The 12,901-nt window shown below is 62.2% G+C and carries 13 protein-coding genes; 11 read left to right on the forward strand and 2 right to left on the reverse strand.

What is annotated here, in order from left to right; genetic code table 11:
* Nucleotides 1-4: 4 nt before the first annotated feature.
* The gene (locus RHO23_RS07075; RefSeq protein ID WP_081349327.1) at nucleotides 5-928 is read right to left on the reverse strand and encodes a hypothetical protein; all 924 of its coding nucleotides are present in this window, start codon (nucleotides 926-928) and stop codon (nucleotides 5-7) included.
* Nucleotides 929-1,487: 559 nt separating this feature from the next.
* On the opposite strand from RHO23_RS07075, the gene RHO23_RS07080 reads away from it, so the two are divergent.
* Nucleotides 1,488-1,976, forward strand: a complete 489-nt coding sequence (locus RHO23_RS07080; RefSeq protein ID WP_019164474.1) for a lipoprotein LpqH — start codon at nucleotides 1,488-1,490, stop codon at nucleotides 1,974-1,976.
* A gap of 495 nt (nucleotides 1,977-2,471) precedes the next feature.
* On the opposite strand, the gene RHO23_RS07085 is transcribed toward RHO23_RS07080, so the two are convergent.
* Nucleotides 2,472-3,440 (reverse strand): NAD-dependent epimerase/dehydratase family protein, encoded by a 969-nt coding sequence (locus tag RHO23_RS07085; RefSeq protein ID WP_070940935.1) that lies wholly within the window; start codon nucleotides 3,438-3,440, stop codon nucleotides 2,472-2,474.
* Between the two features lie 243 nt (nucleotides 3,441-3,683).
* Here RHO23_RS07085 and RHO23_RS07090 point away from each other — a divergent pair, with 243 nt between their 5' ends.
* From RHO23_RS07090 to RHO23_RS07135, 10 genes are all read left to right on the forward strand, one after another.
* Nucleotides 3,684-5,858, forward strand: coding sequence for a glutamine synthetase III (locus RHO23_RS07090; protein WP_057969232.1), 2,175 nt, complete (start codon nucleotides 3,684-3,686; stop codon nucleotides 5,856-5,858).
* A gap of 142 nt (nucleotides 5,859-6,000) precedes the next feature.
* Nucleotides 6,001-6,264, forward strand: a complete 264-nt coding sequence (locus RHO23_RS07095) for a hypothetical protein (RefSeq protein WP_423488852.1) — start codon at nucleotides 6,001-6,003, stop codon at nucleotides 6,262-6,264.
* Nucleotides 6,265-6,493: 229 nt separating this feature from the next.
* Complete coding sequence (locus RHO23_RS07100; protein WP_046253635.1) at nucleotides 6,494-7,069, forward strand: hypothetical protein; 576 nt, start codon at nucleotides 6,494-6,496, stop codon at nucleotides 7,067-7,069.
* Complete coding sequence (locus RHO23_RS07105; RefSeq protein WP_423489188.1) at nucleotides 7,054-7,830, forward strand: APH(3'') family aminoglycoside O-phosphotransferase; 777 nt, start codon at nucleotides 7,054-7,056, stop codon at nucleotides 7,828-7,830. Before RHO23_RS07100 ends, RHO23_RS07105 begins: the two co-directional genes overlap by 16 nt.
* A gap of 46 nt (nucleotides 7,831-7,876) precedes the next feature.
* A complete protein-coding gene (locus RHO23_RS07110) occupies nucleotides 7,877-8,239 on the forward strand; it encodes an ArsR/SmtB family transcription factor (RefSeq protein WP_030097987.1) in 363 nt (120 codons plus the stop codon).
* Entirely contained in the window at nucleotides 8,236-8,874 is a 639-nt protein-coding gene (locus RHO23_RS07115) for an SRPBCC family protein (protein WP_064408736.1), read from the forward strand. Before RHO23_RS07110 ends, RHO23_RS07115 begins: the two co-directional genes overlap by 4 nt.
* Nucleotides 8,875-8,910: 36 nt before the next feature.
* Complete coding sequence (locus tag RHO23_RS07120) at nucleotides 8,911-9,426, forward strand: VOC family protein (RefSeq protein ID WP_423488853.1); 516 nt, start codon at nucleotides 8,911-8,913, stop codon at nucleotides 9,424-9,426.
* Nucleotides 9,423-10,886 (forward strand): FAD-binding protein, encoded by a 1,464-nt coding sequence (locus RHO23_RS07125; RefSeq protein ID WP_070917750.1) that lies wholly within the window; start codon nucleotides 9,423-9,425, stop codon nucleotides 10,884-10,886. The genes RHO23_RS07120 and RHO23_RS07125 overlap by 4 nt, the downstream gene beginning before the upstream one ends.
* 122 nt (nucleotides 10,887-11,008) lie before the next feature.
* Nucleotides 11,009-11,407 carry a hypothetical protein gene (locus tag RHO23_RS07130; RefSeq protein WP_030097983.1) on the forward strand — a complete coding sequence of 133 codons (399 nt, stop codon included), beginning with the start codon at nucleotides 11,009-11,011 and terminating at the stop codon, nucleotides 11,405-11,407.
* 109 nt (nucleotides 11,408-11,516) lie between these two features.
* On the forward strand, nucleotides 11,517-12,875 hold the full coding sequence (locus RHO23_RS07135) for an ABC1 kinase family protein (protein WP_070917749.1): 1,359 nt from the start codon (nucleotides 11,517-11,519) through the stop codon (nucleotides 12,873-12,875).
* Nucleotides 12,876-12,901 lie beyond the last annotated feature (26 nt).

The following is a 12,901-nucleotide window of genomic DNA, read 5'->3' on the forward strand; positions in this document are numbered from 1 at the left end:
GATCTTAGGTCGGCTGCCCCGCCTCGATGGCCCGGCGAGTCACAGCTTCTAGTTGCGCCAATTGCACTTTGGGTGGATGCAGAACACCCCGCTCGACGAGTTTGGTGATGATGTCTCGGACACGGCCGTAATAGGCGGCTTGTTCTGCGGGCGTCGCGCCCGATATAGCGTGGTTGTAAAGCTTTACTGCCGTGCCCATTTCGGTTCGGTCGGCCGGTTCGAGGTAAGAGGTCCCAACCTTCTTGCCATACGATTCACATGCGATCCAGGCTCGGCGTAATGCCACTACAGCCTGCCCGTAGGCGTCGGCCAGGCTCCGGTTACCAGGGTATGCCTCGGTGCGCAAGGCCTGTGCCCGATCGAGGGCGACGTGGAACATCTGGGTAGGTTCGGCGGTCACATCGGTGATAGCCGGGTAACGCAACAAGCTCGCCGGGTCCAATTCGTAGGCGCCGTACGCGCCGAGAATATCGTCGTGACGCTGACAGGCATACTCCCACAACCGTTTAGCCGCCTCATCGGTACCGGCATCAGCAATCCGCGCACCCGAACCGACATCAGACGGGACGTCTTCAGGCGGCGACTCAGACAGTGCGGCGTGGATACGACTGACTATGTGCGCGACCGCGGGATCTGATCCGACAACAGCGACCCGCCACTCATCGTCTCCGCCGTCCGTGGCGAAGGTCAGCGTCAAATACTTCTGGCCTCGCACCATCAGGCGCCGGATATCCATGTCCACCAACGTTTCGCTGGCTGGACCGTCTTGGCTCATCGCAACCAGCGATGCGAGCTGGTAGCTGACAACCCCGTGAGTCTCGTCGCCGAAATGAACGCTGTCCCGGTCAACGGTGAGCTGGACCGCCCCCGGTGCGCCGAGACGCCCATAGGCCACCGCAGCCAACCCGACAGTGATAAGGACGGCCACTACCGACCCGGTTAACGCCCCCGACGCGCCGGCATAATTGAGCCCCGTCAGCGCAATCAGCCCGGACGCTAAAACCGCCCCCGCAGCAAGAGCCGACCATCGATGACGTCTGGTCACATACTCAGTGCGAGCGGTCACCGGAACCGTCACGGCACCCTCAGCGCAATTCATCGAACTGAGCATACGGACACACCGCGGCTCCATCGAGCGCACGCGGCAACGGCGTACCGGTGTTTGGAACCTTGCGCGAAGTCGCGTTCAAAACCGAACACCATCCCATCCGGGCCCGGCGCAGATTAAGGCCACATAAGTCAATACTAAGAATCATACTTAATATTTGTGTTGCTGAGAATTACTCCACGCGGGATAGCCGGTCAACAAGCACAACGGCCCTCGGCACCCGAGCGTAGCGAGAAGCCAATGGCGGTCTAAGAATTCGCCAAGGCTTAGCCATTCCTATCGGGTGATCGGCTACGGTGCAGTTTCGAGATTGATTGTGCGCCCAGCTTTAACGTGTGACCGTCTGGCTGGGCGCCGAAACATCGTGAAGGAGAACGCAATGCAGCGCACCGGCAGTGTAGTTGTCATAGGAGCAGGGGCGATCATCGCTTTGGGCTTGGCTGGGTGTTCGGGTGACAAGAACGAATCGGCGCCCTCTTCAGCGGAAAAGACCACGGTCAGCGCCGAAGGTGGTGCCGCAGCGACGAATAGCAGCGCCAAAGTGGTCGTGGACGGCAAAGAAAAAAAGGTCGAAGGCGCTATCGCGTGCTCCACTGCAGCCGGGCAAGTCAATATCGGAATGGGCGCCGGGATGCAGGCAATCGCCGTGGTGCTATCCGACGGCGATTCGCCCAAAGTGACCTCGGTAGGCCTGGGCAACATCGACGGTGTGACCCTGGGCTTTGCGGACGGGGCTCCAGGTGGAAAGGCAACCGCAACAAAAGATGGCAAGAAATACACCGTGACCGGCACGGCAACCGGCGTGGACACAGCCAACCCCATGCAACCGATTGAGAAGCCCTTCGAAATCGAAGTCACCTGCCCCTAGTACACGCGACAAGAGCGCCAAAGCGCATACTTCTTGGCCCGGGCGCCTCCCAGCGGAGTGGGGCGCCCGGACCAAGATTACTGCACTCCAATCTATCTGGCGTATGCATCGGATTTCACTTCAGCACGTGTGCACCGACAAGCGGCCATGGTTGGGGGCCTTGCCCTAAACGCAACGCCAACGGCAGCGGTGCATCCCTCTATGAACGCCGCCCGAGGCAGGTGTGGAACAGCCGGTGCGGGGAATCTCTGTCCGTAGTAGATCCCCATCCGGCCTGAATAAACTCGCGTACCTGAAGGCGGTGGGGACCATGCGGGGACCGCACGGCATGCGCACCCTCACACAATCGCCAGATCGGCGCACACAAGCGAACGTTGCGAAAACCTCCCTGACCAGTGATAGCGCCTTCGTATCTGTACTGGGGGTCAAGTGGTCGCAGGTTCAAATCCTGTCAGCCCGACAACACAAAAACCACCTGTTTACAGGTGGTTTTTGTCATCCCAGGAGCCCTTGGCTCTGTAACCAGGTTTGGGTCGCTTGCATGCCGGATTCGAGAGTGAACTGGGGCCTGAACCCCAGAACGCTCTGTGCTTTGGCAATCGAGTAGGTTCCGGTCCTGGTGAGGTATCGCACGGAGGCGGCATTGGCTTCAGTTGTTCTGCCCGACAGCGCGAGGATGGACGTCTTCGCTCTGGCTAAGCCAATCGCAGCGGTGGTGGGTAGCACCAAGGGGCCGCGCTTACCGAGCATGCGGTAGTAGTGGCCGAAGAACTGTGCACAGGAGACCCCAGCGCCTCCCGAGATGGTGAAGATCTGGCCGCGTGCCGCATCGCAGGTAGCCACGCTCGTGATGCCGTCAATGACGTCATCGATGTAGATCGGCGAAAAGATGCCCTTTCCCATCGCGGGCAACACGAACTGGTTACCGCGGATCATCTCGAGGGGCAGCAGTGTCCACGGCCGGGATCCGGGCCCGTAGATATCACCTGGGCGTACGATCCGCGCATCGATCCGGTGGGCCGCGTGAGCCTGCAGTACCACTTGTTCGCTTGCGATCTTGGTGTCAACGTAGGTGTTCCCGTCGGTTCGGACAGGATGATCTTCGGTGACCATATCGGGGAAGTCGATGTCCGAGAACGCCCGAACCGACGATAGGTGTACGAACACCGCCCCTGGTGACGTGGCATCGATAACCTTTTTCGTGCCAAGCACATTGATGCGCCAGGCCGCGTCGGCCGCTGCGGTGTTCGACACTATTGCTGCGGTGTGGAAGATCGCATCCGCGGCCGCAGCGTCGGCTAGCCACGGACCCTCAACGTTGATATCTCCGGCGCGGACGTCGTGTGTGGGGTCCGCCGCCAGATCGACGCCGCGGGTCTCCCAGCCCGAGGCGCGGAGGTGCCGCGAGAGTGCGCGGCCCACGAATCCATTTGCGCCAGTGATGAACGCGCGTCGAATCGTCACCTTCCATCAGTATCAAACAGCGGTACTGGGGGCAAACAGGTTGTCGAACGCGGCTCCTGCGTGTTGCATCTCTGTGAGTGCTCAGCGCGAGTCGAACTCCATGCAGCAAGTTAGGGGGAGTTCCACAGCTACGCATTCTGCTGTTGATGTGTGCGAAACATCCCGGCTATCGGTTGTCCCTAACGTAGCCACGTTGGTCGCTCGCAAATCAGTTGCGGGCACGTCACGGCGATAGGAAGTCAATTGAGCGGAAATGCTGTTCGGCTGCAGGCGATCAACAACGTCGAGGCCTACGTGCCGCCGGCAATCAGCTTCGTGGTCGGCGAAGAGCCGGGTGAAGTGTTCGGCGCGAACGTCTTTAGCAAGGCCGTCATGCAACAGCGGCTTCCCAAGTCGGTCTACAAGTCCGTGACCGCCACCATCGAGCAGGGCGCCAAGCTGGACCCGGCTGTGGCCGATGCCGTTGCCTCGGCGATGAAGGACTGGGCGCTTGAGAAGGGTGCGACACACTACGCGCACGTCTTCTACCCATTGACTGGTCTGACCGCGGAAAAGCATGACAGCTTCCTTGAACCAATCAGTGACGGTGCGACTCTGGCCGAGTTCGCAGGCAAGACCCTGATCCAGGGCGAGCCGGACGCGTCCAGCTTCCCCAGCGGCGGCCTGCGAAACACCTTTGAGGCCCGGGGGTACACAGGCTGGGATGTCACCAGCCCCGCGTACATCCTCGAAAACCCCAACGGCAACACGCTGTGCATCCCGACTGTGTTCGTGTCGATGACCGGTGAGGCTCTGGATCACAAGACCCCGCTGCTGCGCAGCCAGCAGGCGATGGGGGAGCACGCCGAGCGTATTCTTAAACTGTTTGGCCACAGCAACTTTGATCACATCGTGTCGTTCTGCGGTCCCGAGCAGGAGTACTTTCTGGTGGACCGTCACTTCTTCTTGGCCCGCCCGGATCTGATCAACGCGGGTCGTACTCTGTTTGGCGCCAAGCCGCCCAAGGGTCAGGAGTTCGACGACCACTACTTCGGCGCGGTGCCCGAGCGTGTTCTCGGATTTATGATGGATACCGAGCGTGAGCTGTTCAAGCTCGGTATCCCGGCCAAGACCCGGCATAACGAGGTTGCGCCTGGGCAGTTCGAGATCGCTCCGATGTTCGAGCGGGCCAACATTGCCTCGGACCATCAGCAGTTGCTCATGACGACGTTCAAGACGATCGCCAAGAAGCACGGCATGGAGTGCCTGTTCCACGAGAAGCCCTTCGCCGGTGTCAACGGTTCCGGCAAGCACGTCAACTTCTCGTTGGGGAACTCGCAGTTTGGCAGCCTGCTGGTGCCGGGCGACACACCACATGAGAACGCGCAGTTCCTGGTCTTCTGCGCCGCGGTAATCCGTGCTGTACACAAATTCGGTGGGCTGCTGCGGGTTTCAGTGGCATCGGCGACCAACGATCACCGTCTCGGCGCGAACGAGGCTCCGCCGGCAATTATCTCGATCTTCCTCGGCGATCAGCTGGCCGATGTGTTCGAGCAGATTGCCAAGGGTGCGGCGACGTCGTCAAAAGGTAAGGGCAGCATGATTATCGGCGTCGATACATTGCCGGTCCTGCCTACCGATCCGGGCGACCGCAACCGAACCAGCCCCTTCGCGTTCACCGGGAACCGTTTCGAATTCCGCGCTCCCGGCTCGATGCAGACAGTTGCCGCACCGATGGTCACGATCAACACGATCATGGCGGAATCGCTGGATTACATTGCCACCGTATTGGAAAAGGAAGTTGCCGACGGCACCGACTTCGACGAGGCCGTTCAGCAGCTTCTCACCGACATCATCACCGAACACGGCGACGTGGTGTTCAACGGGGATGGCTACTCGGAGGAATGGCAAACCGAGGCGGCCGTTCGGGGCCTGCCGAATCTCAAGACCACCTTGGACGCGCTCCCGGAGCTGATCAAGCCCGAAGCCCTGGAGTTGTTCGACAAGTACAAGGTCTTCAACGACCGGGAGATGCACAGCCGCTACGAGATCGGTCTTGAGCAGTACGCGCTGACGATTCACGTCGAGGCGAAACTGTCCCTCGAGCTGGCCTCGACAGTCGTGCTACCCGCGGCACTGCGCTACCAGACTGAGATCGCGCAGAACGTCGCCGCGCTGAAGGCCGCCGGGATGTCGCCCAGCACCACCTTGCTGGAGGATGTATCGGGCCCCATCGCCGACCTCGTCGCGGCCCTCGCCGACCTGAAGAAGGGAATCGAGAGCGACTCCGCCGTCAGCGCGCTGGAGGAAGCGGAGCACGCCAAGAGCCTGCTACCCGCGATGGATGCGGTGCGAGCCGCCGCCGACATGCTCGAGGGGATAGTGGCCGATGACCTGTGGCCGCTGCCGACCTACCAGGAGATGCTCTACATCCTGTAAGTCGAGGAGCCGGCCGGCGGCCAATGTCCGGCGATTCCGTGTGATCAGTCGTCTAGCTGGGCCGTCGAAGGCACCACTATCCCGCTGCTGTCCTTTGACGATGATGGCGAGGCGAAGGCGACTTTCCTGCGCTGGATCTGGTATGCCGCTCGCCTGGAAGGGCTTAACCTCGATCGACGAAGGTTCATTTCTTGGGCAGAGCACGCTCACTCGCCAGCCGGTGATCGGTTGCGCGTATGCCGTTGGCGAAGTCACTGTCGTGCAGATCGAACGCGAGCAGGTCGAGACGCTGGTGCACCGGAACCCCTTGCTCATGCAGGAGTTTGGCCGCACGATCGAAGAACGAAGGGCTAATGTCCGCCGGGCAATCACCAGCGATGCCCTCGCGGAGAGCCGGGGCGGTTGAGACCGATCCGCCCCGGTGCGACCAGCAGTTGCTTGCATCGACGGCCTGTTTACGCTCGGCGCATAGCCGCAAATATGGCATCTTGCCACCTACATGCTGCGTAATGATCATCACATGTTTGCTACTGATGCGACGGTCGCATCGATTGATGCGGATTCGGGGTTTCTGACACACGGACACTCCGACAGTTCACACTTCCGGCCCCGTCCATGAGACCGTATCTCTCACTATGGATAGCGAGGCGAGTGGCCACCAATACCTCTCGTATGAGGAATTCGGCAGGGCGTTCTTCGAGATAGCCGTCAGCGAGGCCCGCGTACGGGCGGCGGTCGCGTCGATCGCCGGCGAACCGTTCGAGGTCGGCCCCATGGCTCAAGGGCCCGGAAAGATCGCCAAGGTCACTGCGAAGGTCCAGATCCTGGACCCGATCGTCACCCGGAACGCCGGCGAGACCATCACCTTCGACATTCAGGTGCCGTTGGCCATCGATCTGTTGATCGACCTGAAGCTCGACAAGAGCCGATTCAACGTCGCGGGCAACATCAACCTGAAGGCGACCGCCCGCGCCGCCGCGCCGCTCCAGCTGATCATCGACGTCGCACCGCCCGGCCCGTCAGACATCACCGTCGACGTGTCCTCAAACACCATTCGCGGCGAGCTGTTGCGCATCCTGGCGGGCGTCGATCAGCTGATCAGCCGGTTCATCGCCAAGTATGTCGCCGACGAGGTCGATAACCCGAAGGCCATGGCGGCACGCACCATCGACGTCGCGCACCGGCTCGATTCGGCCTGGACGGGCGTTTGATCGACCTCTCGGCCTGGGAACCTGTCACAACAGGGGAGTCCGGCGCCTCGGTCTACCGGTCGGCCGACCGCACGCGCTACGCGAAAGCGGGCGGTGCCGACCTGGCGGCAGAGCGAGATCGCATCGACTGGCTTAGCGCTCGGGATGTCCCGGGCCCGAAGGTCCTTGAATGGACACCGGGGCCCAGCGGCCCCGTGTTGATCACCTCAGCCGTTCGCGGCACGCCCGCCGATCAGCTGGACGCGGACGATCTGGACAGGGCGTGGCCCGCCATCGCCGAGACAGTGCGCCGACTGCACGCACTGCCGACGGCACAGTGCCCTTTCACGCGGAATCTGGACGCGATGATGGCGCTGGCGCGTGACGTGGTGGCCCGCGATGCCGTCAATCCGGACTTCCTGCCCGATGAGGACCGTGATGTTCCTGCAGCGGAGCTCCTGGCGCGTGTCGCGGCCGACGTACCGGCGCGCCTCGCCCAGGAAACCGGCGACCTGGCCGTATGCCACGGCGACTTGTGTCTGCCGAACATCCTCATCGCTCCGGACGGCTTTTCGGTCGCCGGACTCATCGACCTCGGCAGGCTCGGGCTGGCGGATCGGCATGCGGATCTCGCATTGCTCTTCGCCAATTCGCGGGATAGCTGGCCCGAGGACACACGGGCGGCAACCGCACGTGGGCGGTTCCTGGACGTGTACGGGACACGTGCGGACCCCGATCGGTTGGAGTTCTATCTGCAGCTCGATCCGTTGACCTGGGGTTAGTATTTAATTATTGACTTATATAAGTGCAGGCTTTTAATATTGCGGCGTGCACGCCTTCGACATACTCGGAGACTCGGTGCGCCGGCGCATTTTGGAGCTGATCCAGGCGGGGGAGATGTCCTCGGGTGCCGTTACCGAGGTGATCCGGTCGGAGTTCGCGATAAGCCAGCCTGCCGTATCACAGCACCTGAAGGTGCTGCGCGACAACGGGTTCGCGACGGTACGTACCGAAGGAACCCGGCGTCTCTACAGCCTGGACGCCGCGCCGCTCCGGGAAGTGGACCGCTGGCTCGACACCTTTCGCCGCAACTGGACTCCGCATTTGGATGCGCTGGCCACCGAGATCTCCCGCGGCAAGCGGCACCGCGCATCCGCAAGCCCCCGAAACGACAAGGAGAACATCTCGTGATCGACGTTCAGCATCAGCTCAACGCCGTCCGCCGCACGGTCGGCACCAGGACATTCCAGGCACGAGAGGCGCGCGTTGTGACGGTCAGTCAGACCTACGACACCACCGCTGAAGACCTATGGGATGCCTGTACCAACGCCGAACGCATCCCGCGGTGGTTCCTGCCGGTCACCGGAGACCTGCGCATCGGAGGCCATTACTCATTGGAGGGCAACGCATCTGGAACCGTGCTCACCTGCGATGCGCCGCATTCGTTCAGCGCGTCCTGGGAAGCCATGGGCGCCACCAGCTGGATCGAGGTGACGATTACCCCCGAGTCCGGCGACCGGGCCACCTTCACCCTGGAACACATCTCCGATATCAGCGACGACGACGAACACTGGCTGCAGTTCGGTCCGGGCGCCGTCGGAGTCGGTTGGGACTCCGGGATTCTGGGCCTGGCCGGATATCTCGCGTCACCTGAGGATCGGATTACTCCCGAAGAGGGAGCGGCCTGGGCGGCCGGCGATGAGGGGCGCGCATTCATGGCCGGCTCCAGCGAACGGTGGTACGAGGCGGCCGTTGCCTCCGGTATGGACACAGTGCAGGCCCGAGGCATGGCAGATCGCACCACGCAGGCCTATACCGCGGGCTGAAGTGGCCGGCGCCACAGCGGACGCTACTATCGGCCCATGACCACATCGGCAATGCCGCCGGATGTTTCTGGATTTGGACGCGTCACCCAAATTGCTTGGGTTACTGATGATCTCGACGCCACGGAAGGCATGCTAAGTGCCGTATTCGGGGTCAAGAAATGGACGCGAATTCCAGATGTGCACTTCGGCCCCGACTCGTGCACCTATCGCGGTGCGCCGGCCGACTTCACCGCGACCATCGCGCTGAGCTACCTCGACGACATGCAACTCGAACTGATCCGCCCGGTCAGCGGTTTAAGCATCTATTCGGAGTTTCTGGAACAACATCCCCCGGGGCTGCACCACGTATGCGTGGAACCGCCCGACATGGACGTTGCGGTCCACCAGGCCACGGCACGCGGCATGGCAGTGGTCCAAGACGGTGTGATGCCCGGCGGTATGCGCTTTGCCTACCTCTCGGCACCTGAGGCCGCGTTGCCGTACATGGAACTGGCCCATGTCCCGTCCGAAATCCGGGCGTTCTACGACTACATCAAGAGTGAGCAGGCATGAGCGCAGCGATACCGGAAACCGTAGCGGTCCAGGACGTCACGGAGTGGTCTGACGAGGTAGATGTACTGGTCATCGGATTCGGCATGGGCGGCGGATGTGCCGCCGTCTCGGCCGCCGAGGCGGGCGTACGCGTACTCGCCCTTGAGCGTGCCGCCACGGCGGGCGGGACCACCGCCATGGCGGGCGGGCATTTCTACCTCGGCGGCGGCACCGCGGTTCAGGAGGCCACCGGACATGCCGACAGCGCTGACGAAATGTACAAATACCTCATGGCGGTATCGCCGGATCCCGATCCGGAGAAGATCCGTCTGTACTGCGACGGAAGCGTCGATCATTTCAATTGGCTTGAGGCGCTGGGTTTTCAGTTCGAACGCAGCTTCTATCCGGAGAAGGCGGTCATCCAGCCCAACACCGAAGGGTTGATGTTCACGGGCAACGAGCTGGTGTGGCCGTACCGCGATCAGGCTGTTCCGGCGCCACGCGGACACAAGGTGCCCAAGCCCGGCGACACCGGCGGTGCGGGCATGGTCGTGGACCTGCTCGCACGGCGTGCCGACGAGCTGGGTGTACCCATCCGCTATGAGACCGGCGCCACGGCGCTCATCCTCGACGAGGAGGGTGCGGTCGTGGGCGCCACATGGAAACGTTTCGCGGAAACCGGTGCGATACGCGCGAAGTCAGTGATCATCGCGGCGGGCGGATTCGTCATGAACCCCGCCATGGTGGCCGAGTACACCCCCAAGCTCGCCGAGAAACCCTTCGTGCTCGGCAGTACCTACGACGACGGTCTTGGCATCAGACTCGGGGTGTCCGCGGGTGCAGGCACCCGCAACATGAACCAGATCTTCGTGACTGCTCCGGTGTACCCGCCGTCGGGATTGCTCACCGGAATCATCGTCAACAAGAACGGTGAACGATTCGTCGCCGAAGACTCCTACCATTCCCGGACCTCTGGGTTCGTGATGGATCAGCCCGACAGTGCCGCCTACCTGATTGTCGACTCCGAGCACATGGATCGGCCGACCCTGCCGTTGACGCCGTTCATCGATGGCTGGGAGACCGTTGCGGAAATGGAAGCGGCGCTGGGCATCCCGGCGGGAAACCTTGAGAAGACCTTGCAGCGGTACAACGAACATGCCGCCAGGGGAGAGGACCCCGACTTCCATAAGTACCCGAAATACCTTGCCGCGCAGGGAACCGGCCCATGGGGTGCGTTCGATCTGACCCTTGGTAAGGCGATCTATGCGGGATTCACGCTGGGTGGACTTCGTACGGATGCGGACGGACGTGTGCTCGCCGAATCCGGGGAGCCGATATCGGGTCTCTATGCGGCGGGCGCCAGCGCTTCGAACATTGCTCAGGACGGGAAGGGCTATAGCAGCGGAACCCGGCTTGGCGAAGCGTCGTTCTTCGGCCGGCGCGCGGGTTCGCACGCGTCAGCAGGGGTATCCACCGGCTAATCCGATCTGGCACGCTATGTGAGGCCGGTCACAAACGTGCATCAAATGGTCGTCCAGCGGGATAGCCGGTGGGTGACCGTGAACATGTCGCCTAGGCTGGGCGCAACGGAAAGGTGACTCCAATGGCGGAGGTCTATACCAGCAACGGGAACCGGCCCGCCCCGGCCCGTAAGATCCGCAAGCTGGCCAACGTCGCACTGAACATCGATGGCACCGTCGGACATATCGAATCGATGGCTGTTGAGGTGCACGACCTCACCGATCGGGTGGGTTCGATGCTCGACCACCTGGACTCGAGCCTGGAGCGGCTCGACGACTCCCTCGACTCGCTGAACCTCACGTTGAACAATCTGGCCGAGACCACCACGACCCTGGCTAACACGATGACGAGCCTCGAGACCCTCATCGACGTGGTCAATCCGCTCATCCGCGTACTGAAGGTCGCGCTCTACCCCACGAAGATCGTGCTGGATTTCGCCGACGATCGGATCGCCCAAGTCGAACGCGCCCTGCACCGGTAGGGCTTCCTTCCCTGGTCATCCCCGGATACTCCTAACGTTCGATTAACATACATACCGGATTGTCGGTAATGTCTCATCGACGTAGGTGATGAGGACGAAGGGAGTCGCGATGAGCGATTCATCCGATCAGCCCCGGAGGCCCCGGAAGCTTGATCCGGTTTCCGCCGAGATTCAGTTCGATCGGCTGGCAGCTACGGCCGGTCAGCTCCTCAAGGCCGGGTCGCGCATCCTGAGCCAACGTCCCACCGAACGCGACCTGCGCCAGGTGGTCGCCAAGGAAATGCGCCGTTCATTTGCCGAGCTCGGCCCCGCCTACGTCAAGTTCGGCCAGCTCATCGCGTCATCGCCGGGGATGTTCCCCGAGGACCTCTCCGCGGAGTTTCGGTCGCTGCTCGATCAGGTACCGCCGGCGAACCCGCGGACCATCCGTTCCATGCTCACCGACGAGCTCGGCGCCGCACCCGAGGACGTGTTCGGCTCCTTCGATGAGGTTCCCTTTGCCTCGGCATCCATTGCCCAGGTGCACAAGGCGACCCTGAAGGACGGCACCGCGGTCGTCGTCAAGATCCAGCGCCCCGCGATCCGCACCAGGCTCGCGGCCGATCTGCAGATCCTCAAACAAATCGCCCGGGGCCTGGAACTCACCGAGATGGGCCGCATGTCGAACATCTACGAGGTGATGCAGGATTTCGAGGCCAATCTCGCCGAGGAGCTCGACTTCACTCTGGAAGCCCAGGCCATGCGGGACTGGACCGCGGGCCTTGCGGGCTCCAAGTACGCACCGAAGGTGCGAGTACCCCAGCTCTATTCGGAGCTGTGTACCGACAAGGTGCTCACCATGGAGTACGTCGAGGGCATCCGTATCGACAACGCGGATGAGATCCGTGCGGCCGGCTTCGACGGCCCCGAGGTGGTCAAGACCCTCATGCTCACCCTTTTCGATTCGGCGTTCGCCGCGGGCACCTTCCATGGTGATTTGCATGCCGGAAACCTGATGGTGGACCCGCAAGGGCGAATCGTGTTCCTGGACTTCGGAATCGTCGGCCGCCTCGACGAGCGCACCCGCAAGACGCTGCGCGAGTTGATCGGTGCACTCATCATCGAGCCCGATGACGAGGCGGCCGCGCGCACGCTGATCAAATTGGGAGCCATCGATCCCGGCGCCGACCCGGCCAAGGTTGCCGAGTCGCTCCGGAAGGTCACCCGTCCCATGGGTACCTCGTTGGGCAAGATCTCCTACGGCACGATCGGCCGACAGCTCACCGCGTTGGGGCGCGAGCACGACGCTATCCTCCCCAAGGAATTCATCCTGGTGGGCAAGCAACTGCTCTATGTCGAGCGGTACACCAAACTGCTTGCGCCGGACTGGCAGCCGGTGGGGGACCCGGAAATACTCACCTACTTCGGCACCTTGATATCGGAGTATCAGCAGGCCCGCGAAGAAATCAAGGATGAGGTCGGAGAATGACACGCACCGCTGGCCGCCCAGCACGG

The sequence above is a fragment of the Mycobacteroides sp. PCS013 genome, from assembly GCF_049532645.1.
GTDB classification, from domain to species: domain Bacteria; phylum Actinomycetota; class Actinomycetes; order Mycobacteriales; family Mycobacteriaceae; genus Mycobacterium; species Mycobacterium gwanakae.

Excerpts from the sequence above, each read along its gene's own strand:
- RHO23_RS07125 (WP_070917750.1), top strand. The coding sequence starts at position 9,423 with ATGAGCGCAGCGATACCGGAAACCGTAGCGGTCCAGGACGTCACGGAG.
- RHO23_RS07100 (WP_046253635.1), top strand. The coding sequence starts at position 6,494 with ATGGATAGCGAGGCGAGTGGCCACCAATACCTCTCGTATGAGGAATTC.
- RHO23_RS07135 (WP_070917749.1), top strand. The coding sequence starts at position 11,517 with ATGAGCGATTCATCCGATCAGCCCCGGAGGCCCCGGAAGCTTGATCCG.
- RHO23_RS07130 (WP_030097983.1), top strand. The coding sequence starts at position 11,009 with ATGGCGGAGGTCTATACCAGCAACGGGAACCGGCCCGCCCCGGCCCGT.
- RHO23_RS07120 (WP_423488853.1), top strand. The coding sequence starts at position 8,911 with ATGACCACATCGGCAATGCCGCCGGATGTTTCTGGATTTGGACGCGTC.
- RHO23_RS07095 (WP_423488852.1), top strand. The coding sequence starts at position 6,001 with ATGCCGCTCGCCTGGAAGGGCTTAACCTCGATCGACGAAGGTTCATTT.
- RHO23_RS07080 (WP_019164474.1), top strand. The coding sequence starts at position 1,488 with ATGCAGCGCACCGGCAGTGTAGTTGTCATAGGAGCAGGGGCGATCATC.